The following is a 22,999-nucleotide window of genomic DNA, read 5'->3' as shown; positions in this document are numbered from 1 at the left end:
CTGAAAGCATCTAAGCGGGAAGCCCCTTCCAAGATGAGATCTCCCCGAGGCCTCGAGCCTCCTGAAGAGCCGTTCAAGACCAGGACGTTGATAGGCCGGGTGTGTAAGCGCTGCGAGGCGTTGAGCTAACCGGTACTAATTGCTCGTGCGGCTTGACTATATAACACCCAAGACAATTGCGGATGACGCAACGAAATCAACATCACTCAGTTCCTTCTCGTCCCCCAGTGATCAACCGTTTTGCCTGACGACCATAGCGGTCTGGAACCACCTGATCCCATCCCGAACTCAGAAGTGAAACAGACCTGCGCCGATGGTAGTGTGGCGTTGCCCATGTGAGAGTAGGTCATCGTCAGGCGCCTAATGCCTAAAAACCCCCGACAGCTTCGCTGCCGGGGGTTTTTTATTTCTGGTTCCGGAGAAGTGATATACTTCACCGAAAATCAAAGCAACGTTTCTGATGGGAGCCCAGCAATGGCCGCTAGTGAACACCTGGTCATTTTTGATACCACTCTGCGTGATGGCGAGCAAAGTCCGGGCGCCACCATGAACAAGGCGGAAAAACTCCGCATTGCCAAGGCGCTCGAGAAGCTTCGCGTAGACGTTATCGAGGCGGGGTTTGCCATTGCCAGCCAGGGCGACTTTGATGCAGTCAAGGCTATTGCCGAGAACATCAAAGAATCCACTGTCTGCAGTCTGGCTCGTGCGTTGGACAAGGATATCGACAGGGCCGCTGAAGCGATCCGCCCTGCCGAGCGCTCCCGTATCCATACCTTTATTGCCACCTCGCCCATCCATATGAAGCATAAACTTCAGATGGAGCCAGATGAGGTGGTCGAGCAAGCCGTGCGCGCTGTCAAGCGGGCGCGTAGCCACGTTGATGACGTCGAGTTCTCCTGTGAAGACGCCGGGCGGTCAGAGCTGGATTTTCTTTGTCGCATCATTGAAGCCGCTATCGATGCCGGCGCCCGTACCATCAACATCCCTGATACCGTGGGCTATGCCATTCCTGAACAGTTTGGTGAGACCATCCGTCAGTTACTGAACCGTATCCCGAATGCCGACAAGGCTGTTTTTTCAGTCCATTGCCATAACGACCTGGGGCTTGCGGTAGCCAACTCGCTGGCTGCGGTTACCCACGGTGCCCGTCAGGTCGAATGTACTATCAATGGTCTGGGCGAACGGGCAGGTAACGCAGCGCTGGAAGAAATAGTCATGGCGGTTCGTACCCGCCAGGATCTCTTCAATATTGATACCCGCATAGACACCCAGCATATCGTCCCGGCATCACGTCTGGTGTCCACCATTACCGGGTTTCCTGTTCAACCCAACAAGGCGATCGTCGGTGCCAATGCTTTTGCCCATGAGTCCGGCATCCATCAGGATGGCGTGCTCAAACATCGCGAAACCTACGAGATCATGCGGGCACAGGACGTAGGCTGGCATACCAATAGCCTGGTTTTAGGTAAGCATTCCGGCCGCAATGCCTTCCGTACGAGACTGCTGGAGCTCGGTATCCAGTTTGAAACCGAAGGGGAGCTGAATGAGGCTTTCACGCGCTTCAAGGCGCTGGCCGACCTCAAACATGAGATCTTTGATGAGGATCTGCAGGCGATTGCCAGCGATACCAAGCAAAAGGAAGAAGAAGGCCGCTTCGGTCTGGTCTGCATGCAGGTCTGTTCTGAAACCGGCGTTGTGCCCAAGGCGCATCTGACCATGACCGTGGACGGTAAGGAACACACGGTAGAGGCTGAGGGCAGCGGTCCTGTAGACGCAACTTTCAAGGCCATTGAATCTCTGGTGGATTCCGGGTGTAACCTGCAGCTGTACTCGGTCAACAATATTACCAGCGGCACTGATGCTCAGGGGGAAGTCACCGTTCGTCTCGAGCGGGGCGGCCGTATTGTGAACGGCGTTGGATCGGATACCGACATCATTATTGCGTCGGCCAAGGCATATATTGAGGCTCTGAACCTGATTTCCAGTGGCGGTATTCGCCAGCATCCCCAGGTGGCTGATGTATAAAGCGCCCGAAGGATTGCCATGGAGGGATTCGTGATAGGGAATGAGGCGGAGCGGCAGTTCTATCTGGCGGCGGCAGGCATTCGGATGTGGTATGCCCGCGAGAGTTTGCCTGGCGCGGCGCCAAGCCCCGACTTTGATTTCGGAGTGGAGGACGAGCCGCAATTCCAGCCCGCGTCGAGGGTGCCTCAGGTTGGGCGTAAATCTGAGCCGCTGTCAGGGGACCAGGGGCGGGAGCGCATTGCTCAGCTCCAGAGCCTGATGGGCAACAAGTCTGAATCGGCGCAGAAGGCGGACAGCGCTGGGCAACAGGCCGCGGACCCAGTGAAAGCTCCACCGGCCACCGAGCCTCGGTCTGAAACTCCAGAAACGGAGCCAGAGGCTTCCCTGCCGGCCTCGGAACCAGTAGAAGTGCAACGGCCGGAGCCCGTGCACCGGGTGTGTCTGACTGCCTGGAAAGGCTCCCGGGTCATGCTCTTGTGCCATATTGCAGAGGACGCCAGTTTTGCCTTGCAGGAAAATCTGGCTCGTAACATATTGCGAAGCATTGGAGAGACCGGGGTGTCTCAATGCAGAGTAGTGCGCTGGCCCTTGTTCAATAACCTGAAAGTGACGCTCAACAGTGAAAGCGATCTTGTCTCAGTCATAGCCTCTGCTTTTGCTGGCGACGCCCCGACAGAAACGCTAATAACGCTGGGGCTTGGCGACGAAACTCAGGCACGGTTGATCGAGCGTGGCCTGGGGCGGGTGCCGGAGATTGCGTTTTCCGGCACGCTCGCATCACTGGCATCAGACCCCTCCCAGAAGCGACTGCTCTGGCAATCGATTCGGGTTCTCGTACCTGGCCGATGAAAGCATCACAGCCTTTTCTCGACGTGCACAACCAGGATGTCCGGGTACGCCCTCTGGTCGAGGCTGACCTGACGTCGGTCATGGAGCTGGAGTGTCAGGGACACTCCGATCCGTGGCCGAAATCGACTTTTCTTGACTGTTTTAAGCCGAATTACAGGCTCTGGGCCGCTGAGCGTGGCGATGAGCTGATTGGCTATGCGGTTGTGGCCTATATGGTCGACGAAGCCCATCTGCTGAATATCTGCGTCAGTCCCCGTGTGCGTGGTCAGGGTGTCGGGCGCTGGTTACTACGGCATCTGATCGCTGTCGCGGTGTCGGATGGCATGGAACAACTGATTCTTGAAGTGCGGGTTAGCAATGATGCCGCCACCCAGCTCTATCTGAGTGAGGGTTTCTCTGAAATCGGCAGAAGGGCCGGCTATTATCCCGATGGTGCTGGACGGGAAGATGCGCTGGTCATGGCGCTGCGGTTCACCTGAGGACGGTATAGGCCGTATAATGCTCGGCTTTCATCCATCTCGATTCAGGTCACCAGAGTTTATGCCTAACCTTTCCCAGGAAGTGGCCAAGCGCCGCACCTTTGCGATCATCTCGCACCCGGATGCCGGTAAGACCACCATTACAGAGAAGGTGCTGTTGTTCGGCCAGGCCCTGCAGAAGGCGGGAACCGTCAAGGGCAAAAAATCCGGACAGCACGCCAAGTCTGACTGGATGGAGATGGAAAAAGAACGGGGTATTTCCGTCACCACGTCGGTGATGCAATTTCCCTATGGTGGAAAGCTGGTCAACCTGCTGGATACACCGGGTCACGAAGACTTCTCCGAGGATACCTACCGGACACTGACCGCCGTCGACTCCTGCCTGATGGTGATTGACAGTGCCAAAGGGGTCGAGGAGCGCACTATCAAGCTGATGGAGGTGACCCGCCTGCGTGACACCCCGATCCTTACCTTTATGAACAAGCTGGACCGGGATACCAGGGACCCCATCGAGTTGATGGACGAAGTGGAAGACGTACTGAAGATTGCCTGTGCGCCGATTACCTGGCCCATTGGTATGGGCAAGGGGTTCAAGGGTGTTTACCACCTGCTGCGGGATGAAGTGATTCTCTATCAGTCAGGCCAGGGGCATACCATTCAGGAAAAACGTGTAGTCAAAGGTCTGGACAACCCGGAGCTGGATGACGCCATCGGCAATTACGCTTCCGATCTTCGTGATGAGATCGAGTTGGTCAAAGGGGCTTCCCACGAATTTGACCAGGAGGCTTTCCTGGCTGGTGAGCTGACCCCGGTGTTTTTCGGAACAGCGCTTGGCAACTTCGGTGTTGATCACATGCTTGATGGTCTGGTGGATTGGGCGCCGGCTCCTCAGCCCCGGGCCACGGATGTGCGCCAGGTGACCCCGACCGAGGATGGCTTTTCCGGCTTTGTCTTCAAGATTCAGGCAAACATGGATCCACAGCACCGGGACCGTATCGCTTTCCTGAGGATCGTGTCAGGTAGCTACAATCAAGGCATGAAGGCCCGGCACGTCCGTATCGGTAAAGATGTTCGGTTCTCCGATGCGCTCACGTTCATGGCTGGTGACCGTGAGCATGCGGAAGAAGCTTTTGCAGGTGACATCATTGGCCTGCATAACCACGGCACCATTCAGTTGGGTGATACCTTTACGGCGGGCGAGGACATGAAGTTTACCGGTATCCCGAACTTCGCCCCTGAGCTGTTCCGGCGCATTCGATTGAAAGATCCGCTGAAAGCCAAGCAATTACAGAAGGGCCTGATCCAGCTTTCCGAGGAGGGTGCAGTTCAGGTCTTCCGTCCGCTGAAGAACAACGATCTGATCGTCGGGGCGGTGGGTGTGCTGCAGTTTGATGTAGTTGTCGCCCGCCTGAAAAGTGAATACAAGGTGGAAGCGGTTTACGAGCCCATCAACGTGGCAACTGCCCGTTGGGTAACCTGTTCCGATGAGCGTAAACTGGACGAATTCCAGCGTAAGAATCAGGACAACGTCGCACTGGATGGCGCAGATCGCCTTGCGTACATCGCGCCGACCATGGTGAACCTGAATCTTGCTCAGGAGCGTTATCCGGATATCCAGTTCCACAAGACCCGGGAGCACTGATTCGCTTCCGGGAGGAGGCCGCCATGCAGTTGGTAGACGCCCATTGCCATTTTGATTTCCCGTTTTTTGACGGGCATCGGGAGACGGTGTTGGCGCAGGCGGCCAGCCTTGGAGTTTGCGCGATCGCGATTCCGGGGGTCCGGCGGCAGGACTGGCAGCGTGTGGCGAGCATGGCAGATGCAGAGAAGGGTCTCTGGTACTGTCTGGGGATTCACCCCTGGTTTATTCAGGAGCACGGCGCTGACGATCTGGCCGAGCTTGAAAGGTTGCTGTCTTCCGCGCCCCAGGCCTGTGTTGGCCTTGGAGAGTGTGGTCTGGATGCCCTCAAAGGCGATCTGTCTGAGCAGGAACCCTGGTTCGAGGCCCAGATTGATATTGCCCAGCGGCTCGGTCTGGCGCTGGTGATTCACTCCGTCAAGAGCCATGATCTGGTGTACAGTAGTCTGAAACGCGCCGGATGGAACGGGCGGGCATTGGTTCACGGCTTCTCGGGCAGTTATCAGCAGGCGCAAAAGCTGGTTGATCTGGGTTGTTACATTGGCGTGGGTGGCGTGATTACCCACGATCGGGCCCGGAAAACCCGGGATACCATTGCCCGGTTACCGGCGGATGCGCTGGTTCTGGAAACCGATGCGCCGGATATGGCGCCGGCCGGAGTGGCAAAAGGGCAGAACTCGCCTATCCACTTGCCGGAGATTTTTGAGGCCCTGGCGGAACTGCGGAGTGAGCCCCGGGAGTCGCTGGCTGAAATACTGTTGGCCAACACCGCGAAGCTCTACCGGAAAGATCCGCTAACTCTGGTTCCACGCCCATAGGGGATTAACGAAACAGCATAGGTCGGGGTTGGCATTCACCAGGGGTTCGAGTATACTTCGCGCCCTGGCTTTTCAAGGCGATGTCATTATCTCAGCCCCGAATGATGGCAGCGCAACATACAGGTATGAACCTCCTCCGGATGCCTTGCATGTACCGGTGGTGGTTTTTAACGTTTCTTATATAGCGTTCAAGGCGGAATCAATGAAGACTCTGAGTGCGAAACCAGAAACAGTAAAACGTGACTGGTACGTTGTAGACGCAGCCGGCAAGACGCTGGGTCGTCTGTCAACCGAAATCGCCCTTCGTCTGCGGGGCAAGCATAAGCCTGAGTATACCCCTCACGTGGACACTGGCGACTACATCATTGTTATCAATGCCAGCCAGGTGAAGGTTACCGGCAAAAAGGCATCGGCTAAAATGTATTACAGCCATACCGGCTTTCCGGGTGGAATCAAATCCATCAATTTCGAGAAGCTGGTTGACAAGGCTCCCGAGCAAGTCATTCAGAAGGCCGTAAAAGGCATGCTTCCGAAGGGCCCGCTTGGCCGCGCCATGTTCAAGAAGCTGAAAGTGTACGCAGGCGCTGAGCATGCTCATGCCGCCCAGCAGCCCAAAGAACTCGACATCTAACGGAAGGCGAATATGTCTGTAGCACAAAATTACGGTACTGGTCGCCGCAAATCATCCACGGCTCGCGTCTTTATCAAGCCGGGTAGCGGTAACATCTCCATCAACGGTCGCACTATCGAAGATTTCTTCGGTCGTGAAACCCTGCGCATGATTGTTCGTCAGCCGCTGGTGGTTGCCGAATCCGAAGATCGTTTCGATATCGCCATTACCGTAAAGGGTGGCGGCATCAGTGGCCAGGCTGGCGCCATTCGCCACGGTCTGACTCGCGCTCTGATGGACTACGACGAAACTCTGCGTCCGGCACTGCGCAAAGCGGGTTACGTAACCCGTGATGCCCGTAAGGTTGAGCGTAAGAAAGTGGGTCTGCGCAAAGCGCGTAAGCGTCCGCAGTACTCCAAGCGTTAATCGACGTTCAGTCGATTTGGAAAAACCCGGTCTTGTGGCCGGGTTTTTTTATATCTGTACTCCGGAAATATTTTTGATCTGGCGCAGGGATAGGCTCGCCTGCCGACCTTTCCGGCTTGTAAGCGGGGGGTAATTTCATTACCATTTCAGCGCTTATATTTTTGGGTTGTGAAGTCCTTTTCGAAGCGCAGTGCCGGTTTTTCCGCGTCTGTGCCTCGCCTGATGGGAGAAAACCATAATGAGTAATGGCGACGTGAGCCAAGGCCGGCGCCGGTTTCTGATCGGTGCTACGTCCGTGGTAGGTGGTGTCGGCGTCGTCGGTGCAGCCGTTCCTTTCGTAGCGTCCTGGAACCCCAGTGCGAAAGCGGAAGCGGCCGGTGCACCGGTAACCGTCAATATCAGCAAAATCGAACCGGGTCAGCAAATCACCGTTGAGTGGCGAGGTAAGCCTGTTTGGATTATCCGCAGAACGGAAGAAATGCTGGCGAATATCGAGAAGCTTAATGACGCAGTGAAGGACCCGATGTCGGAGGCGCCTCAGCAGCCTTCGTATATCCAGGGGCCCTTGCGCGCGATCAAGCCAGAGTTCGGTGTCTATGTGGGGCTCTGTACCCATCTGGGCTGCGTGCCCTCCTACCGGCCAGAGGTTGCGCCGGCTGATCTGGGTGAAAACTGGCTTGGTGGGTTGTTCTGCCCGTGTCACGGTTCCCGCTATGACATGGCCGGTCGGGTTTATGAGGCTCAACCCGCGCCGCTGAACCTTGAGGTTCCGCCGTACCGGTTTGACGATGATGTGACCATGACCATTGGTCTTGATCCGGAGGCCGCGTGATGCAAAAGCTGATTAACTGGGTAGACGAGCGTCTGCCAATCGTTGAGGCCTGGAACAAGCACCTGGCCAAGTATTACGCGCCGAAGAACTTTAACGTCTGGTATTTCTTCGGTTCACTGGCAATGCTGGTGCTGGTCAACCAGCTAGTGACCGGTATCTGGCTGACTATGAGCTACAACCCGTCTGCCGAGGGGGCGTTTGCCTCGGTGGAATACATCATGCGTGATGTGGAGTGGGGTTGGCTGCTGCGATACCTGCACTCGACCGGCGCATCTGCGTTCTTCGTTGTGGTGTATCTGCACATGTTCCGTGGTCTCATGTACGGTTCCTATCAGAAGCCGCGGGAATTGATCTGGATTTTCGGTATGCTGATCTACCTGGTGCTGATGGCAGAAGCCTTCATGGGCTACCTGCTGCCCTGGGGCCAGATGTCATACTGGGGTGCCCAGGTAATCGTTAACCTGTTTGGTGCGATTCCGGTCATCGGTGAAGATCTGTCTCTGTGGATTCGCGGTGACTATCTGATCTCCGGTATCACGCTGAACCGTTTCTTTGCCCTGCACGTGGTTGCTCTGCCAATCGTTCTGCTGGGTCTGGTTGTTCTTCACATCCTGGCGCTGCACGAAGTGGGTTCTAACAACCCCGACGGCATCGACATCAAGAAGAACAAGGATGAAAACGGTATTCCGAAAGACGGTATTCCGTTCCACCCGTATTACACCGTTCACGATCTGCTGGGCGTGGGTGTGTTTTTCTTCATCTTCTTCATCGTTGTCTTCTTCTTCCCGGAGATGGGCGGTCTGTTCCTGGAAAAGCCGAACTTTGAACCGGCCAACGCCCTGAAGACGCCAGCGCACATTGCGCCTGTCTGGTACTTCACGCCGTTTTACGCGATGTTGCGGGCGGTGACGGTAGACTTTATGGGGCTGCCGGCGAAGTTCTGGGGTGTTGTGGTCATGGGTGGTGCGATTGCGATTCTGTTCGTGTTGCCGTGGCTTGACAGAAGTCCTGTCCGCTCAATCCGCTACAAGGGCTGGTTGAGCAAGATTGCCCTGGCAATCTTTGCGGTGAGCTTCGTAATCCTTGGCTACCTTGGACTGGTTCCCGCAACAGAAGGTCGCACGACTGTCGCTCAGATTCTGACAGTGTTGTACTTCCTCTACTTCATTCTGATGCCGTTCTACACGCGCATGGAGAACACCAAGCCAGTTCCAGAGAGGGTGACAGGATAATGAAAAAGCTGATTGTTGGTCTTTTCATCGCACTCCTGCCAGCGCTTGGCCTGGCGGCTGGTGCCGCGGTTCCTCTTGATCATATGGAGCCGGATCATACGGACAAGGCGTCGCTGCAGCGCGGTGCTGCCTTGTTTACCAACTACTGCATGGGGTGTCACTCCATGGAGTATGCTCGCTACAAGCGTGTTTCGGATGATCTGGAGATCCCTGTCGAGCTTTACGAGGAAAACCTGATCTTTACTGGTGCCAAGATCGGTGAGCTCATGAAGAACTCCATGAACAAGGATATGGCGGCCGGCTGGTTCGGTGCGCCGCCACCCGATCTTACGCTGGAAACCCGTCTGCGTGGTGAGTCCTGGGTATATTCATACCTGCGGGGCTTCTACAAGGACGATTCCCGGCCACTGGGCGTAAACAACGTGGTGTTCGATAACGTTGGTATGCCTCACGTTCTGGTCGAGATGCAAGGCCTGTGCGCCGTCAAGCCGAACATTGGTGTCGGGGCATCTGTCGAGCCGTTGAGTGGTAACGTCAATAACGCAGACGCTTGCCCGGATTACGCAATCGAAGGCTCAATGTCCGGTGCGGAGTTTGATCGGGCCATGTGGGATCTGACCAATTTCATGTCCTACATGGGTGATCCGGTCAAGGTGGAGCGCGAGCGTCTCGGTATCTTCGTGCTGATCTTTGTGGCGATCTTCTTTGTCTTCGCGTACCTGCTCAACCGCGAGTACTGGAAAGACGTACACTAAGATTTAGGGTATAATCCCGTGTCCTTGATTCCAGCGAGTCTTTAAGGCTCGCTGGATTTTTGCGTTTTGCATTGTTTCGATTTTTAGAATCGTGAGGTAGCTATATGGGCGTTGTGACCAAGCGGTCATCAATGACTTTTTTCTCGGATCCCGCAAGCCACTACAGTCATCGGGTGCGTATTGTCCTGGCAGAGAAAGGTGTCACTGTTGATATCGTGGATGTGGATCCGGACAACCCGCCGGCGGAACTGGCGGATATGAATCCGTACAACGCCCTGCCAACCCTGGTAGATCGGGACCTGGTTCTGTACGAGCCCAACATCATGATGGAGTATCTGGATGAGCGTTTTCCTCATCCGCCGCTGCTGCCGGTTTACCCCGTTGCCCGGGCTAATAGCCGCCTGATGATTCACCGGATCCAGAAAGACTGGTGCGGACTGGTTGATCAGATCCTGGCGCAGCCGGGGGCCAAGGCCAGCGATGCCGCTCGCAAGGAACTCAAGGAAAGCCTTCTGGCCACGGCACCTTTGTTTGCCGAAATGCCGTTCTTCCTGTCGGAAGAGTTCACCATCGTGGACTGTTGTATTGCGCCGATCCTGTGGCGTTTGCCGGCTCTGGGTATTGAGCTGAATGAAAAGCAGGCCAAGCCTTTGCAGAAGTACATGGAGAGCATCTTTGCCAGAGAAGGCTTCAAGGCAAGCCTTTCGGATCTGGAAGAAGATATTCGCAGCTGATTGTCAGCGCCCGTATTTCAGGGCAGGAGTTAAGCAGTGTCTGACATGACTATCGCCATGACATCCAGTCGTCCCTATCTGGTCCGTGCGTTGAACGAATGGATCCTAGATAACGACTGTACCCCGTATATCGTGGTGGATGCCGGCATTCAGGGTGTTCAGGTGCCTACCGAGCACGTTGCCAACGGCCAGATTGTGCTCAATATCAGCCCCGGCGCCGTGCGCGGACTGGTGATTGGCAATGGTGCGCTGGAATTCAGTGCTCGTTTCGGTGGTGTGCCGATGCAGGTTTTCATACCGTTGCAAGCGGTTATGGCCATCTATGCCAAGGAGAACGGCGAGGGCATGGTGTTTGGCAGTGAGCCAGGCTCTCCCGATCCGGAGGGTGGAGGTGAGCCCAAGTCGTCACGGCGAGCGGAAGACCGCCCGAATGGCAGGCCAACCCTGAAAGTGGTCAAGTAATAAAAAAGCCGGCGATGCCGGCTTTTTTATTAGCCTCCGAAAAGCTTGTGGTCAATCAGGTCGCAGAAGGCGTTGATGATGACCAGCAGCAAGGGCGTGGCCTCGCTTGGCGGCAAATCGTTAAGTGCGATTTCATGGTCTTCAGGGTGCATCAGGGAGGTGATGTCGGATTTTTCCCTGGCGCTCAGTACCACAATCCTCATTTCCCGGTCGTGGGCCGCTTGGATGGCCTGGATCAGGTTTGCCTTGTGGCCATCATCCACGATCACAAACAGAAGGTCGCCGGGTTTGCCTATGGCTCTGACCTGACGGGAGAAGGTGTCGTTGAATCGATTGTCACGGCAGATAGCGGAATAGGTGGTGGCGTCTGCCCCAAGGTTGATTGCCGGTAGGGCCGGGCGGTCCTGGTCAAAGCGGGACAACAATGCCGTGCAGAAATACTGGGCCAGTACATTGGCGTTGCCATTGGCGCAGGTGATGATCTTGCCATCCTGGAGCAGGGCGTCAACAAATGCCTGCGCTACCTGCTCAATGGCGGGACCAGCGGTGCTTGCCGCCTGCGCTGTGTGCTCCATATGGCTGGCGAACCACTGGTTGATTCTCTGTTCGGTGTCGGTCATGGTTTCTGGTCAGTCTGCCTGAATTGCGTTTTTGATCCATTGTATACGGTACTTGCTGGACTGGCCTGGTGTGATGCCGATAACATCGATCCGGCTGACCCGGTCCCAGAGTCCGTGGCGGTGCAGGTAGAATGAGGCTGCACGCACCAAGCGTTGCTGCTTCACCGCGGACACCGAGCTTATCGGGTCCACCAGCGCACCATCAGCGCGGAAGCGAACTTCAAAGAACACCAGTGCTTCGGCATCCATTCCAATAAGATCGATCTCGCCGCCACGATTGTGCACGTTCCGCTCAATAATCCGGATGCCTTTGCTTTCCAGATACCGCGCGGCGACACCTTCGTAATGCTGTCCGAGTTTTCTGGAGCCTTCCCTGGCCATCGGTTATCAGTTGTTTGCAGTCGGGGCGGGTTCACCTTCCCGGGGAGCGGTCGGAGAAAGCAGTTTGGGTGTTCCCCCCTGGAATTGTGCCCAGCGTTGTTCGCGATGAATGCTGCCGTCAGGATCCATGGTCAGAATGCCGGTTTGTCCTTCAATGGCGGCATCTTCAACCTGGCGTAGAAGTGGCAAGCGCTTGCTCAGTTGCCAGGCGTCGGCGCCCATGGCGAAAAGGCGCCCCAGTTGCCCGGTGGTGCCACTCAGATACTGGCGTGATTCTTCCCGCAGGGGATTCGTCTCGGCCAATACCCAGGGGATGTCCGTAAAGAAAACTCGGTCAATATCTCGGTCCCGGCCCGGATTCGGCGTACCCTCGTACACGATGGAAGGTGAGTATACCGGCAGATCGCCGCCATAATAGAAGGCGAACAGTGGCTTGAACTGGCGGGCAACCGTGGGTGCGGCAACCAGCACGATGCCCTCGGCATCCTGGCGGCGGCGGGGTTCAAATTCCACATTCAGGCCAATTGTTCGCTCCACCTGAATGGCGCGCTGGCGGGAGGCGGTAATGCCCAGCAGGTCAGCTGTCACTGAGCGCAGGTTGTCTTCCGGGAAAAAGCGCTCGACGTCGAGCGCTCGCAACCCGAGCTGGTCCATCCTCGTTTGCAGGGCGGTTTCAACCCGGTCTCCCCATTCGCCGTGGGGAATCAGTACGAGAACCTGCTCGATGTTCTCGGCATCGAGCCTGTCGGCGATCTGTCGTGCCTCATCTTCGGCAGATAGCCCGAACTGATAAAGGCCGTCCGGAATGCGGGCATCCGGGCCAAGGTAGTTCAGGCCCAGTGCCGGAACCGGCAGCGTGTTCATGTTAGCGAGCTGGGACAGTGCTTCCTTGTCCAGTGGGCCAACAATCAAATCAATGTCGTTATTGGAGAGTTCCTCGTAGAGCTCGGAAAAAGAGCCGGTGGAGGTGTCGATGACCCGAATATCGGTTTTGCTGCGGTCAGTGGTTTCATCCTGATAATAGGCGGCCAGGAAACCGTCGCGAATCGCTTTGCCGGCACTGGCGAGGGCACCTTGAAGTGGAACCGCCAATGCCAGTTTCTCCGGCCGGCTTGCTGCTAGTTCAGCCAGCAGGGCGAGATCCATGGGGAGTACCTGTGCTGCGGGGTGTCCCGGCCAGTTATTCTGCCATTGCCGGATCAGACGCCCCTGATCATCCAGGCTGGCCCCTTTGGTGCGTAGGCGCAGGGCGAGCTCAAGCCAGCCTTGAACCTCGAATCCGAGAGCGTTGTTGGAGGCGGATTGCAGGGTTGAGCGATTGATGGGCTTGAGCAATTGCCAAATGCGATTATGCACCTCCTGCGGGGAAGTGCTGGAGTCGGTCTGACTGAGCAGGATCAACGTCAGTGCCCCGTCCAAAGGTTGTCCGGCCAGCTCATAGGTCCGGGCCTGCAGCATGGCTGCCCGGGACATTAACTCCGCGGGGTAGGCAAGAAAGCTTTCTGGGGTGCTATCTGTGGCGAGTTGCTCAGCCCATTGGCCGTCCTGTAACTCGCTGGCACTGGCCATGGACAATAGTAAGCGTTGTCTGGCGATGTCCTCCGGAGCATTTTCCAGAGCAGGGGCCTGGAGAATGACTCGGGCATCTTCGTGGCGGCCTTGATCCTGGAATCGGCTGGCCACCCTTAATAGATAGCGTTGGCCAACCACCGGATCACGTTCATCGCTGGCCAGTGACAGTGCCTGCTCCGGGCTTTGTGCCATATGTTCATCGAGATTGACGGTGGCGCAGCCGCCCAGATAGAACAGAACGAGGGTGATCAGGGCCAGAATTGGGCTGTGACGGAAGCGATTTGTCATGGCGGGCTCGGTACTCTCTGAATCGTTGGGCTTGTGGTGCCGCGTTTTAGCTGGCAAGTTTACCAGCTCCCGGCGTATTTCACATGACGGGACAGTCATGGGCCGGAAATGGCGGCGCCGCGGTTCACTTCAGTGGAGTTTATTATGTCCAGTTCTGTAGCAAGCGTTGTCGGTGGCCGGCTTTCAATTGTTGCCACGCCCATCGGTAATCTGGCCGATCTTTCTGATCGTGCCCGGCAGGTGCTCGCTGCGGCGGATCTGGTCGCTGCGGAGGATACCCGTCACAGCTCGCGCCTGTTACAGCACCTGGGCCTGAGCAAGCCCTTGCTGGCGCTACACGATCATAATGAGAGGGATCGCGTTGGCAGAATCCTCTCTGCCCTTGCTGAAGGGCAGCAAGTGGCGCTGATTTCCGATGCCGGCACCCCGTTGATCTCCGATCCCGGGTACATCCTGGTACGTGAAGCCAGAAAGGCGGGCTTTCCGGTTTCCCCTATCCCCGGTCCGTGTGCACTGGTTGCGGCATTGTCGGCGGCAGGTTTACCGACGGATCGTTTTCTTTTCGCAGGTTTTTTGCCGGCTAAACGGGCGGGTAGACGTTCAGCGCTCGCGGAATTGCGTGAACAGACTGCCACTCTGGTGTTCTACGAATCCCCCCATCGAATTCTGGACCTGATGCAGGATCTGGTTGATGAGTTTGGCGATGGCCGGGAGTGTGTGCTCGGTCGAGAGCTGACCAAAACCTTTGAAACTTTCTACAGTGGGACGGTTAAAGAGGTGTTGGCGGAGTTGGAGGCCGACCCGCATGGCAGTCGGGGCGAATTCGTGGTGATGGTCCGGGGTAACGATGTCGTGGCCGGTTCGTCGCTCGATCTGGATGCCGATAAGCTGTTAAAGCTGCTTGTTGCAGAGATGCCGGTCAAAAAGGCAGCGAAAATCGTCGCGGAAATCAGCGGCATCGGAAAAAATGAATTGTATCAGCGAGCGCTGCAGCTAAAGGGCGATTAAGCCTTGCATGCCTGCCCGCACGCGGGTATTGTCAGCGCCGAGCTCGCCAGACAGTCGCCGCCGGTTGATCCGGGGGAGGAAAGTCCGGGCTCCGCAGGGCAAGGTGCCAGGTAACGCCTGGGCGGCGTGAGCCGACGGAAAGTGCAACAGAAAGTATACCGCCTAAGCGCTTTCGGGCGCCGGTAAGGTTGAAATGGTGCGGTAAGAGCGCACCGCGTGGCTGGCAACAGTCCACGGCGATGGTAAACCCCACCTGGAGCAAGACCAAATAGGAATCCAATGGCGTGGCCCGCGCTGGATTCGGGTAGGTTGCTTGAGGCCTGTGGTGACGCAGGCCCTAGATGAATGACTGTCCAAGACAGAACCCGGCTTATCGGCGAGCTCGCCTCTTTTCCCGATTATTCGGATGTGATCCGCATCCTTCTCACAAGTTACCTTTTATAGCCAAAAAATCTTAAACCTGAAGTTGGCTATCTAAAGGTGTCTGCAGGTATTTGTTTTTTATCCTTTTCTTTACGTCTTTTTAACGCTTCTTTCCGTTTCTGCTTTGTAACCTCTTGTCGTTAAAGGAACTTTCCTGTGTGTGGTGCCTGTCGCGGCGCTTGCATTGTTATTTGCGTGTTTCTATAGTGTGCGGGAGTGGGAAAAAGTGGTTTTTGGTGGAATTTTGTGGAAATGAAAACCTCGGACTAGACGTTAATGAGCAATTTTCTTGGCAGTCATGCCATCAATATGGACGCGAAGGGTCGCCTGGCGATCCCGACAAAGGTGCGTGAAGAGCTCGCGCAGCTTTGCGGTGGCCGTATTGTATTGACAGCCAACGCCGATGAAGAGAAGTGCTTGTTGCTCTACCCCGAGCCGGAATGGGAAGTGCTGCGCCCGAAAATCGAGGCGCTGCCCAACATGAACAAGGCGGCCAAGCGTCTGCAGCGCCTCATTCTGGGTAACGCTGCCCTCATGGAGCTAGATGCGTCCGGCCGGATTCTGGTACCGCAGACCCTCAGAAATCACGCCAATCTTGAAAAACGGCTGATGTTGGTCGGGCTTGGCAAGAAGTATGAGCTGTGGAGTGAGGAAAGCTGGAATGCTTACCTTGATGCCTCCGCAGCCGACGAGGAAATGCCGCCGGAAATGGAGGCGCTGTCGCTATGACCGCACGCCAGGACGATCAGGCCAATGAAGGCTATCAGCATCGCTCGGTACTGCTGGATGCAGCGGTCGACTATCTGGTTACAGATGAAAACGGCCGTTATGTCGACGCCACGTTTGGCCGGGGCGGTCATAGTCGTCTTATTCTCGGCAAGCTCGGTCAGGGTGGTCAGCTCCTGGGTATTGATAAAGACCCGGAAGCTATTGCCGTCGCCAGAGAGCTGGCATCTGGGGATTCCCGGTTTCAGTGGTACCACGGCTCGTTCGCCGAACTGGATCTTGCGCTTGAACGTCAAGGTTGGTCACAGGTTGATGGCGTGTTGATGGATCTTGGGGTGTCTTCGCCACAACTGGATGATGCTTCCCGCGGTTTTTCGTTCATGCGGGACGGTCCATTGGATATGCGAATGAACCCGCAGCAGGAGCCGAGTGCTGCCCAGTGGCTGGCCGAGGCTGATGAGCGGGAAATCGCAGATGTGATCTGGCGATACGGCGAGGAGCGGTTTTCTCGCCGTATCGCTCGTCTTGTCGTGGAGCGGCGTCAGGAGCAGCCGATTGAAACCACGCGGCAGCTGGCGGAGTTGGTTGCGGAGGCCGTGCCGAAGAAAGAGAAGCACAAGCACCCCGCCACCCGGGCTTTTCAGGCTATCCGGATTTTTATCAACCGGGAGCTCGAGGACCTGGAAGCCGGTCTGGCCGCGGCAGTTGATCGCCTGGCTCCCGGTGGGCGCCTGGTGGTGATCAGCTTTCACTCTCTGGAGGATCGTCTGGTCAAGCGCTTTATGCGTGATCTGGCGCGGGGGCCAAAGCTGCCGAAGGGGATACCGGTCACGGCGGAGCAGGAAGAATCCGGATTTCAGCTGATTGGTAAAGCCAGCAAGGCCAATGAGCAGGAAATTACTGAAAACGTCAGGGCTCGCAGCGCGGTTATGCGAGTGCTTGAACGTAAAGCGAATTAATCGAAAACGCAGGGGAGCGCGACGCCATGGGCGCGGTAGCGATTGAGCAACCAGTAAAAACCAACAGGATAAACAAGCAGCGGGTTCGCGAGGGTGTTGCGACAGCCGTTCGTTTGTCCCGTCAGGTGTTTGATGCAACACGGGAAAGTCGGGTTCTGGTTACTCTGGTGTTGGTGGCGGTACTGACGCTGTCGTCCATCGGGGTGGTGGTCAGTGCCCATGAGAACCGCGAGCTGTTCAATACGTTGTCGGGTCTGCAGGAGCAGCGCGATGCTTATCAGCGTGAGTGGAGTCAACTGTTGCTGGAGCAGAGTGCTTTGAGCGCTCACGGGCGGGTCGAGAAACTCGCTGCTGAGCGCTTCAATATGGTGGTGCCCGGGCGGCAGGACATTGTACTCGTGCCTTTGATGTCACCGCTGGCAGCGAACTAAAACCAACAATAACCATCCGGGGTAACTGAAGTGTCCGGTCAGGGAACGCACACAAACAGCTGGAAGCAGAGGCTGGTGACAGGCTTGAAAGCCTGGCGCTTCGGCTCTGTGCTGGGCGTTTTTCTGCTGGTTGTGGCCGGCATTGGATGGCGGTTGGTGGATCTTCATGTGGTGGATAATGACTTCCTGCGCAAGCAGGGAGATGTCAGAACCATCCGCGTTGAATCTATCGATGCCCATCGAGGCGTGGTGACGGATCGTCATGGCGAGCCTTTGGCCGTCAGTACGCCAGTTCAGACCGTGTGGGCAAATCCTTCCGAAACCGATCCCGAAGATCCCCAACTGGCGGCGCTTGCCCGAATTCTTGGGTTGTCTGAGGGCGCGCTGCGGGAGCGATTGCGCCAGTATGCTGGCCGCGAATTTATCTACCTGCGCCGCAAAGTGCAGCCCTCAATGGCGCGTGAAGCGCTGGCTCTAGGTGTCGGTGGTATCTATGCCCGGCAGGAATATCGTCGTTATTACCCGGCGGGAGAAGTCACCGCTCATGTGGTCGGGTTTACTGATATCGATGAGCATGGCCAGGAAGGTATCGAGTTAGCCTACAACAAATGGTTGACCGGTGAGCCGGGCCAGAAGCGGGTGCTCAAGGATAACCGTGGGCGCGTGATCAAAGATCTGATGCTTATCCGCGATGCCCGGCCCGGGAAAGACCTGGAACTGAGTATTGATCTCCGGCTGCAGTATCTGGCCTATCGGGAGCTCAAGGCGGTGGTCGGTGCTCACAAGGCTCGCGGCGGCACGCTGGTGATGCTGGACGTCGACACCGGTGAGGTGCTGGCCATGGTCAATCAAGGTTCCTACAACCCGAATGACCGGTCACAGCTTGCCGCGGAAAACCTGCGCAACAAGGCCATTACAGATCTGTTCGAGCCCGGCTCAACCATGAAGCCGCTGACGATAGCGGCCGCTCTGGAGTCCGGGGAATACACGGTTAACAGCACCATTGATACTTCCCCGGGCTTTCGGAGGTTTGGTCGTTTCACCATTCGGGATCATCGCAATTACGGGGTGCTGGATCTGACGGAGATTATTGTCAAGTCCAGCAACGTCGGGGTGAGCAACATCGCAACGGATCTGGGTGGCGATACTCTGAGAAACCTCTATGCCCGCCTGGGCCTCGGCCAGGCAACTGGTATCGGCTTCCCTGGGGAAGCCGTTGGTGTTTTGCCGGCCCCCCCGAAATGGCGGCCGGTAGAAGAGTCCACCTTGTCTTATGGCTACGGCATGAGCGTTAACGCCTTGCAACTGGCACAGGCGTATATGGTTATTGCCAATGGTGGAATTCGTTACCCCCTCAGCCTGATGAGGCAGGAGCAGAGGCCGCAGGGGCAACGTGTACTGTCTGAACAGGTGACAAGGGCCGTGCGGGACATGCTCAAACAGGCGGTTGCCCGTGGTACTGGCAAGCGCGCCCAGCCCGGGCTGTATGCGGCTGGAGGCAAAACCGGGACCGTTCACCTAGTGGGAGCGAACGGGTACGAAGACAGTCAATATAAGGCCATCTTTGCCGGTATGGCACCGATTGATGACCCCAGAATTGTAACCGTTGTGGCCGTGGATGCGCCGCAGGCCGGAGAATATTACGGCGGAGAAGTTGCCGCGCCGGTATTCGCCCGGGTGATGGGTGACGCGCTGCGACTGCTGAATGTGAAGCCTGAACTGGAAGTCAGTGAAACACGCGTTTCGCAAGTAACTTCCGGAGGGAGAGGGTAAGCCATGTGCATCACATCCATCAGCACCTTGCTTCAGGGCATTATTGAGGTGCCATTGGTCTTCGATGTCACTATCCACGGACTGAAGACGGATAGCCGGAAAGTGCAGCCCGGTGACGCCTTTATTGCTCTGGCCGGGGCACGAACGCCCGCAGAGCACTATATGGATCAGGCCATCAGCGCCGGTGCCACGGCTATTCTGCTTGAGTCCGAGCAGGAGCGGCAGTGCCATGAGCGCCACGGCGCGTTAATTGTGCCCGTGGTTGGTCTGCGCGCCCGTCTGGGCCGAATTGCTGATCGCTTCTTCGAGCATCCCTCGCGCCATCTGAGAGTGATCGGGGTTACCGGCACCAATGGCAAGACGTCGGTGACCCAATACATCTCCCAGTTGTTACGGGAAACCGGCACGCCCTGCGGGCTGCTGGGTACCCTGGGTTATGGCATGCCGGGCAGTATCGAGTCGGCCACGCATACCACGCCGGATGTGGTCCAGGTGAACCGGGTATTGAACCGCATACGCAATGAGGGTGGTCGGGCTGCAGTAATGGAAGTGTCGTCGCACGCTCTGGATCAGGGGCGGGTTGATAACCTGACTATGACCGGTGCGGTGTTCACCAACCTCACGCGTGATCACCTGGATTACCACGGTTCCATGGAAGCCTATGGTGAGGCCAAGGCCAAGCTGTTCCTGCGGGAAGAACTGCACTTCTCAGTGATCAATTTTGACGATCCGTTTGGCCGGCAGCTTTACGGTCAGCTTGAGGGCCAGTGTGACCGCGTTCGTTACAGTCTGCATGAAGCCCAGATGGAACTCTGGTTGAAGGAATTTACGCCCACGGCCTCAGGGTTCCGTGCCAGGGTCGATGGGCAATGGGGCGAGTTTGATCTTACTGTCCCCCTGTTAGGGAGTTTCAATGCCAGCAATGTTCTGGCAGCCCTGGCTACCGTACTGACGCTTGGCGTACCCGTTGAGCGGGCGGTGTCCATTGTCAGGGAGCTGTCACCGCCCCCTGGGCGTCTTGAACGATTCACCGGCTCAACCGGCAAACATGTGGTGGTGGACTACGCCCACACGTCTGATGCCCTGGCCAATGCCCTTGAAGCATTGCGGCCCCACACCCGGGGCAGGCTGATCTGTGTGTTCGGTTGCGGTGGCGACCGGGACCCCGGCAAGCGGCCTGAAATGGCGAAAGAAGCGGAAAAGCGGGCGGATTACGTCATCGTAACCGACGACAACCCGCGTACCGAGCAGCCTGAACGGATTGTCAGCGACATTTCTGCTGGTTTCACTCAGGCTGGTCGCTGGCAGGTGATTCACGACCGCGCTCAGGCAATTGCCGAGGCATTGGGTATGGCCAATGAGGATGATCTGGTGCTGATTGCAGGTAAAGGTCATGAAGCCTATCAGGAGATCCGGGGCCAGAAGTTGCCGTTCAGCGACGCCGAGCAGGTACGCCATCTATTGAACCTGAATGGAGGTGTGGCATGATGCGCGCCTTTTCGCTGGCGGAAGCTCGCGAGTGGCTTCAGGCCACCCTGGCAGGAGCGCGCACTGATGCGGGTGAACTCTGGTTTGATGGCGTCTCCACCGATACCCGATCGGTTGGAGATGGGCAGCTGTTTGTTGCTCTGCGCGGTGAGCGGTTTGATGGTCATGAATTCCTTGGCCAGGCCCTGAAACAGGGCGCAGTCGCCGCAGTAGTGGACACCGAGATCACCGATGTTGCCATTCCGCAACTGGTCGTTAGCGATACGGTTCAGGCATTGGCCGATCTGGCCAGCGGCAATCGCAGCGAAAGCGCGGCCCGGCTGGTGGCGATTACCGGCAGCAGTGGCAAAACCACGGTTCGTGAAATGACCGGGGCTATTCTCGCCGGCATGGGGCCGACCTTGGTGACTGAAGGTAATCTCAATAATCACATTGGTGTTCCGCTGACCCTGTTTCGGCTGACGCCGGATCACCAGTTCGGTGCCATCGAGCTGGGGGCCAGTGGTCTTGGCGAAATTGCCCACACGGTGTCAATTACCCGGCCGCAGGTTGCGATTCTGACCAATGCAGGTCAGGCGCACCTGGAGGGTTTTGGCAGTTACCAGAATATTGTTCTGGCCAAAGGCGAGATTATTGATGGCGTGCCGGCAGATGGAGCCGTCGTGCTGAACCGGGACGATCCCGCCTTCGATCAGTGGCATGCCCGTGCGGGCCAACGGCGGGTGCTGGGTGTTTCCCGGATGGGTCACTCGGCCGCGGATTACCGCGCGGAGGCGATCATGGCCACTGACCAGGGGTTTGAATTCCTGGTGCTGGGGCCAGACAGCTGGCGCTGTCATCTGGTGCTGGGGTTGCCCGGTGAACACAACATCACCAATGCTCTGCTGGCTCTCGCGGCCTGCAGGGAACTGGGAGCGACGGATCAGCAGGTTCAGTCCGGGCTCATGCAGGTGCAAGCGGTGAAGGGGCGTCTCCAGGTGCTCAAGCCGGCCCCGGATCTGACCCTGATTGACGACAGTTACAACGCCAATCCGGCATCCATGAAGGCGGCGCTGGATGTGCTGGCGTCGTACCCGGCGCCCCGGGTGGCAGTACTCGGCGCCATGGCAGAGCTGGGCGATGAGGCGCACGAGTTGCACCGGCAGGTGGGTGAACATGCCCGTGCCCGAGGAATCGAGAAGCTTATGGTGGTGGGAGCCGGGGGTAACGGCTACGGCACCGGATTTGGTGACGAGACAGAGTTTTTCCCGAGTCATGAGCAGGCGGTGAGCGCCGTTGTGGCGGACCGGAATGGTGCTATGACGGTCCTGGTGAAAGGTTCTCGTAGTTCCGCCATGGATCGCGTGGTGGAGGGAATTCAGAAAAAGGTGAAGAACCCATGCTGCTCTGGCTGACAGAGATACTATCGCAATACTTTTCGTCGCTGACGGTGTTTCAGTATCTGACACTGCGGGCGATTCTGGGCATTCTTACGGCGCTGCTGATCTCGCTGGTGATCGGTCCGGTGATGATTCGCAAGCTGAGTCAGTACCAGATCGGCCAGGCCGTGCGTGATGACGGCCCCCAGACTCACCTGAGCAAGGCTGGTACTCCGACGATGGGCGGCGCCCTGATTCTGGTGGCCATCGCCATTTCCACCTTGCTGTGGGCGGATCTGACCAATCGTTATGTCTGGGTGGTGTTGCTGGTTACCCTGCTGTTCGGTGCCATTGGCTGGGTGGATGACTACCGCAAGGTTGTGGAACGCAACCCCCGGGGCCTGCCGGCACGCTGGAAATACTTCTGGCAGTCGGTGATCGGGGCCACGGCCGCGATCGTGCTTTATGTCACTGCTTCAATGCCCCAGGAAACCTCGCTTTATTTGCCGTTCCTGAAAAATGTCTCGCTGACCCTGGGACCGGTGCTGTTCATTCTGCTGACCTACTTCGTGATTGTCGGCAGCAGTAACGCGGTAAACCTGACGGACGGTCTGGATGGTCTGGCCATCATGCCAACCGTCATGGTGGCGGGAGCGCTGGCCATCTTTGCTTACCTCTCGGGCCACGCGCAGTTCGCCAATTACCTGCTGATTCCACATTTGCCGGGCACCGGCGAATTGATCATATTCTGCGGCGCCCTGGTGGGCGCGGGGCTTGGGTTTCTGTGGTTCAACACCTACCCGGCTCAGGTGTTCATGGGCGATGTCGGTGCCCTCGCGCTGGGGGCAGCCCTGGGTACAGTGGCCGTCATCGTCCGGCAGGAAATTGTGCTGTTCATCATGGGTGGCGTGTTCGTGATGGAAACCATTTCGGTGATTCTGCAGGTGGCCTCATTCCGGCTCACGGGCCGGCGGATTTTCCGGATGGCGCCGCTGCATCACCATTTTGAATTGAAGGGCTGGCCCGAGCCGCGAGTCATCGTGCGGTTCTGGGTTGTCACTGTGGTTCTTGTTCTGATTGGCCTGGCCAGTCTGAAAATCCGATAGGAAAT

The 22,999-nt window shown here is 57.1% G+C and carries 23 protein-coding genes, 2 rRNA genes and 1 other RNA gene; 23 read left to right on the top strand and 3 right to left on the bottom strand.

Going from position 1 to position 22,999, the window contains the following annotated elements; genetic code table 11:
* The 14 genes from ACSSVV_RS07245 to ACSSVV_RS07180 form a co-directional block, all read left to right on the top strand.
* Positions 1 to 160 (top strand): 23S ribosomal RNA (locus ACSSVV_RS07245); the annotation flags it as partial.
* Between the two features lie 83 nt (positions 161 to 243).
* Positions 244 to 358, top strand: a 5S ribosomal RNA gene (gene rrf / locus ACSSVV_RS07240).
* Between the two features lie 116 nt (positions 359 to 474).
* Positions 475 to 2,025 carry a 2-isopropylmalate synthase gene (locus ACSSVV_RS07235; protein WP_011785936.1) on the top strand — a complete coding sequence of 517 codons (1,551 nt, stop codon included), beginning with the start codon at positions 475 to 477 and terminating at the stop codon, positions 2,023 to 2,025.
* A gap of 30 nt (positions 2,026 to 2,055) precedes the next feature.
* Positions 2,056 to 2,874, top strand: coding sequence for a hypothetical protein (locus ACSSVV_RS07230; protein ID WP_454105782.1), 819 nt, complete (start codon positions 2,056 to 2,058; stop codon positions 2,872 to 2,874).
* The gene (rimI, locus tag ACSSVV_RS07225) at positions 2,871 to 3,353 is read left to right on the top strand and encodes a ribosomal protein S18-alanine N-acetyltransferase (protein WP_454105781.1); all 483 of its coding nucleotides are present in this window, start codon (positions 2,871 to 2,873) and stop codon (positions 3,351 to 3,353) included. Before ACSSVV_RS07230 ends, rimI begins: the two co-directional genes overlap by 4 nt.
* Positions 3,354 to 3,414: 61 nt before the next feature.
* Positions 3,415 to 4,995: a peptide chain release factor 3 gene (gene prfC / locus ACSSVV_RS07220; protein ID WP_014420619.1), complete on the top strand. Its 1,581-nt coding sequence runs from the start codon at positions 3,415 to 3,417 to the stop codon at positions 4,993 to 4,995.
* Between the two features lie 23 nt (positions 4,996 to 5,018).
* Positions 5,019 to 5,810: a TatD family hydrolase gene (locus ACSSVV_RS07215; RefSeq protein WP_454105780.1), complete on the top strand. Its 792-nt coding sequence runs from the start codon at positions 5,019 to 5,021 to the stop codon at positions 5,808 to 5,810.
* Positions 5,811 to 6,012: 202 nt separating this feature from the next.
* Positions 6,013 to 6,441 carry a 50S ribosomal protein L13 gene (gene rplM, locus ACSSVV_RS07210; protein ID WP_011785931.1) on the top strand — a complete coding sequence of 143 codons (429 nt, stop codon included), beginning with the start codon at positions 6,013 to 6,015 and terminating at the stop codon, positions 6,439 to 6,441.
* 12 nt (positions 6,442 to 6,453) lie between these two features.
* The gene (gene rpsI, locus ACSSVV_RS07205; protein WP_011785930.1) at positions 6,454 to 6,846 is read left to right on the top strand and encodes a 30S ribosomal protein S9; all 393 of its coding nucleotides are present in this window, start codon (positions 6,454 to 6,456) and stop codon (positions 6,844 to 6,846) included.
* Between the two features lie 238 nt (positions 6,847 to 7,084).
* A complete protein-coding gene (gene petA, locus ACSSVV_RS07200) occupies positions 7,085 to 7,678 on the top strand; it encodes a ubiquinol-cytochrome c reductase iron-sulfur subunit (RefSeq protein WP_014420621.1) in 594 nt (197 codons plus the stop codon).
* Positions 7,678 to 8,910: a cytochrome b gene (locus ACSSVV_RS07195; RefSeq protein ID WP_014420622.1), complete on the top strand. Its 1,233-nt coding sequence runs from the start codon at positions 7,678 to 7,680 to the stop codon at positions 8,908 to 8,910. Before petA ends, ACSSVV_RS07195 begins: the two co-directional genes overlap by 1 nt.
* Positions 8,910 to 9,665: a cytochrome c1 gene (locus tag ACSSVV_RS07190; RefSeq protein ID WP_454105779.1), complete on the top strand. Its 756-nt coding sequence runs from the start codon at positions 8,910 to 8,912 to the stop codon at positions 9,663 to 9,665. Before ACSSVV_RS07195 ends, ACSSVV_RS07190 begins: the two co-directional genes overlap by 1 nt.
* A gap of 104 nt (positions 9,666 to 9,769) precedes the next feature.
* Positions 9,770 to 10,399 (top strand): glutathione S-transferase N-terminal domain-containing protein, encoded by a 630-nt coding sequence (locus ACSSVV_RS07185; protein ID WP_011785926.1) that lies wholly within the window; start codon positions 9,770 to 9,772, stop codon positions 10,397 to 10,399.
* 57 nt (positions 10,400 to 10,456) lie between these two features.
* Positions 10,457 to 10,861, top strand: coding sequence for a ClpXP protease specificity-enhancing factor (locus tag ACSSVV_RS07180; RefSeq protein ID WP_206769525.1), 405 nt, complete (start codon positions 10,457 to 10,459; stop codon positions 10,859 to 10,861).
* Positions 10,862 to 10,890: 29 nt separating this feature from the next.
* Here the strand turns inward: ACSSVV_RS07180 and ACSSVV_RS07175 are convergent, their stop codons facing one another.
* The 3 genes from ACSSVV_RS07175 to ACSSVV_RS07165 are packed head-to-tail and all read right to left on the bottom strand — an operon-like array spanning position 10,891 to position 13,722.
* Positions 10,891 to 11,481, bottom strand: coding sequence for a D-sedoheptulose-7-phosphate isomerase (locus ACSSVV_RS07175; RefSeq protein WP_011785924.1), 591 nt, complete (start codon positions 11,479 to 11,481; stop codon positions 10,891 to 10,893).
* A 9-nt stretch (positions 11,482 to 11,490) separates the two neighbouring features.
* The gene (locus tag ACSSVV_RS07170) at positions 11,491 to 11,862 is read right to left on the bottom strand and encodes a YraN family protein (protein WP_454105778.1); all 372 of its coding nucleotides are present in this window, start codon (positions 11,860 to 11,862) and stop codon (positions 11,491 to 11,493) included.
* Positions 11,863 to 11,868: 6 nt separating this feature from the next.
* Positions 11,869 to 13,722, bottom strand: a complete 1,854-nt coding sequence (locus ACSSVV_RS07165) for a penicillin-binding protein activator (protein ID WP_011785922.1) — start codon at positions 13,720 to 13,722, stop codon at positions 11,869 to 11,871.
* 144 nt (positions 13,723 to 13,866) lie between these two features.
* Between ACSSVV_RS07165 and rsmI the strand changes: the two genes are divergently transcribed.
* The 9 genes from rsmI to mraY all read left to right on the top strand — a co-directional run bounded on the left by rsmI (position 13,867) and on the right by mraY (position 22,994).
* Positions 13,867 to 14,730 (top strand): 16S rRNA (cytidine(1402)-2'-O)-methyltransferase, encoded by an 864-nt coding sequence (gene rsmI / locus ACSSVV_RS07160; protein ID WP_454105777.1) that lies wholly within the window; start codon positions 13,867 to 13,869, stop codon positions 14,728 to 14,730.
* Positions 14,731 to 14,768: 38 nt separating this feature from the next.
* An RNA gene (rnpB, locus tag ACSSVV_RS07155) (RNase P RNA component class A) lies at positions 14,769 to 15,119 on the top strand.
* A 310-nt stretch (positions 15,120 to 15,429) separates the two neighbouring features.
* The gene (mraZ, locus tag ACSSVV_RS07150) at positions 15,430 to 15,882 is read left to right on the top strand and encodes a division/cell wall cluster transcriptional repressor MraZ (RefSeq protein ID WP_011785920.1); all 453 of its coding nucleotides are present in this window, start codon (positions 15,430 to 15,432) and stop codon (positions 15,880 to 15,882) included.
* Complete coding sequence (gene rsmH / locus ACSSVV_RS07145; protein WP_011785919.1) at positions 15,879 to 16,838, top strand: 16S rRNA (cytosine(1402)-N(4))-methyltransferase RsmH; 960 nt, start codon at positions 15,879 to 15,881, stop codon at positions 16,836 to 16,838. Before mraZ ends, rsmH begins: the two co-directional genes overlap by 4 nt.
* 26 nt (positions 16,839 to 16,864) lie before the next feature.
* Positions 16,865 to 17,269 (top strand): cell division protein FtsL, encoded by a 405-nt coding sequence (ftsL, locus tag ACSSVV_RS07140; RefSeq protein ID WP_014420629.1) that lies wholly within the window; start codon positions 16,865 to 16,867, stop codon positions 17,267 to 17,269.
* Positions 17,270 to 17,299: 30 nt separating this feature from the next.
* Positions 17,300 to 19,042 carry a peptidoglycan D,D-transpeptidase FtsI family protein gene (locus tag ACSSVV_RS07135; protein ID WP_023008922.1) on the top strand — a complete coding sequence of 581 codons (1,743 nt, stop codon included), beginning with the start codon at positions 17,300 to 17,302 and terminating at the stop codon, positions 19,040 to 19,042.
* 3 nt (positions 19,043 to 19,045) lie between these two features.
* A complete protein-coding gene (locus ACSSVV_RS07130; protein WP_454105776.1) occupies positions 19,046 to 20,530 on the top strand; it encodes a UDP-N-acetylmuramoyl-L-alanyl-D-glutamate--2,6-diaminopimelate ligase in 1,485 nt (494 codons plus the stop codon).
* Positions 20,527 to 21,924, top strand: a complete 1,398-nt coding sequence (locus tag ACSSVV_RS07125; protein WP_141067992.1) for a UDP-N-acetylmuramoyl-tripeptide--D-alanyl-D-alanine ligase — start codon at positions 20,527 to 20,529, stop codon at positions 21,922 to 21,924. Before ACSSVV_RS07130 ends, ACSSVV_RS07125 begins: the two co-directional genes overlap by 4 nt.
* Entirely contained in the window at positions 21,909 to 22,994 is a 1,086-nt protein-coding gene (gene mraY / locus ACSSVV_RS07120) for a phospho-N-acetylmuramoyl-pentapeptide-transferase (RefSeq protein ID WP_011785914.1), read from the top strand. Before ACSSVV_RS07125 ends, mraY begins: the two co-directional genes overlap by 16 nt.
* Positions 22,995 to 22,999: the final 5 nt, after the last annotated feature.

The sequence above is a fragment of the Marinobacter sp. MBR-105 genome (assembly GCF_053628895.1).
This window is presented reverse-complemented; position numbering and strand designations above follow the sequence as displayed.

Excerpts from the sequence above, each read along its gene's own strand:
- ACSSVV_RS07175 (WP_011785924.1), bottom strand. The coding sequence starts at position 11,481 with ATGACCGACACCGAACAGAGAATCAACCAGTGGTTCGCCAGCCATATG.
- ACSSVV_RS07235 (WP_011785936.1), top strand. The coding sequence starts at position 475 with ATGGCCGCTAGTGAACACCTGGTCATTTTTGATACCACTCTGCGTGAT.
- rpsI (WP_011785930.1), top strand. The coding sequence starts at position 6,454 with ATGTCTGTAGCACAAAATTACGGTACTGGTCGCCGCAAATCATCCACG.
- petA (WP_014420621.1), top strand. The coding sequence starts at position 7,085 with ATGAGTAATGGCGACGTGAGCCAAGGCCGGCGCCGGTTTCTGATCGGT.
- ACSSVV_RS07180 (WP_206769525.1), top strand. The coding sequence starts at position 10,457 with ATGACATCCAGTCGTCCCTATCTGGTCCGTGCGTTGAACGAATGGATC.
- ACSSVV_RS07185 (WP_011785926.1), top strand. The coding sequence starts at position 9,770 with ATGGGCGTTGTGACCAAGCGGTCATCAATGACTTTTTTCTCGGATCCC.
- rsmH (WP_011785919.1), top strand. The coding sequence starts at position 15,879 with ATGACCGCACGCCAGGACGATCAGGCCAATGAAGGCTATCAGCATCGC.
- ACSSVV_RS07170 (WP_454105778.1), bottom strand. The coding sequence starts at position 11,862 with ATGGCCAGGGAAGGCTCCAGAAAACTCGGACAGCATTACGAAGGTGTC.
- ACSSVV_RS07215 (WP_454105780.1), top strand. The coding sequence starts at position 5,019 with ATGCAGTTGGTAGACGCCCATTGCCATTTTGATTTCCCGTTTTTTGAC.
- ACSSVV_RS07195 (WP_014420622.1), top strand. The coding sequence starts at position 7,678 with ATGCAAAAGCTGATTAACTGGGTAGACGAGCGTCTGCCAATCGTTGAG.
- ftsL (WP_014420629.1), top strand. The coding sequence starts at position 16,865 with ATGGGCGCGGTAGCGATTGAGCAACCAGTAAAAACCAACAGGATAAAC.
- mraY (WP_011785914.1), top strand. The coding sequence starts at position 21,909 with ATGCTGCTCTGGCTGACAGAGATACTATCGCAATACTTTTCGTCGCTG.
- ACSSVV_RS07130 (WP_454105776.1), top strand. The coding sequence starts at position 19,046 with ATGTGCATCACATCCATCAGCACCTTGCTTCAGGGCATTATTGAGGTG.
- rsmI (WP_454105777.1), top strand. The coding sequence starts at position 13,867 with ATGTCCAGTTCTGTAGCAAGCGTTGTCGGTGGCCGGCTTTCAATTGTT.
- ACSSVV_RS07125 (WP_141067992.1), top strand. The coding sequence starts at position 20,527 with ATGATGCGCGCCTTTTCGCTGGCGGAAGCTCGCGAGTGGCTTCAGGCC.
- ACSSVV_RS07190 (WP_454105779.1), top strand. The coding sequence starts at position 8,910 with ATGAAAAAGCTGATTGTTGGTCTTTTCATCGCACTCCTGCCAGCGCTT.
- ACSSVV_RS07165 (WP_011785922.1), bottom strand. The coding sequence starts at position 13,722 with ATGACAAATCGCTTCCGTCACAGCCCAATTCTGGCCCTGATCACCCTC.
- mraZ (WP_011785920.1), top strand. The coding sequence starts at position 15,430 with ATGAGCAATTTTCTTGGCAGTCATGCCATCAATATGGACGCGAAGGGT.
- rplM (WP_011785931.1), top strand. The coding sequence starts at position 6,013 with ATGAAGACTCTGAGTGCGAAACCAGAAACAGTAAAACGTGACTGGTAC.
- rimI (WP_454105781.1), top strand. The coding sequence starts at position 2,871 with ATGAAAGCATCACAGCCTTTTCTCGACGTGCACAACCAGGATGTCCGG.
- prfC (WP_014420619.1), top strand. The coding sequence starts at position 3,415 with ATGCCTAACCTTTCCCAGGAAGTGGCCAAGCGCCGCACCTTTGCGATC.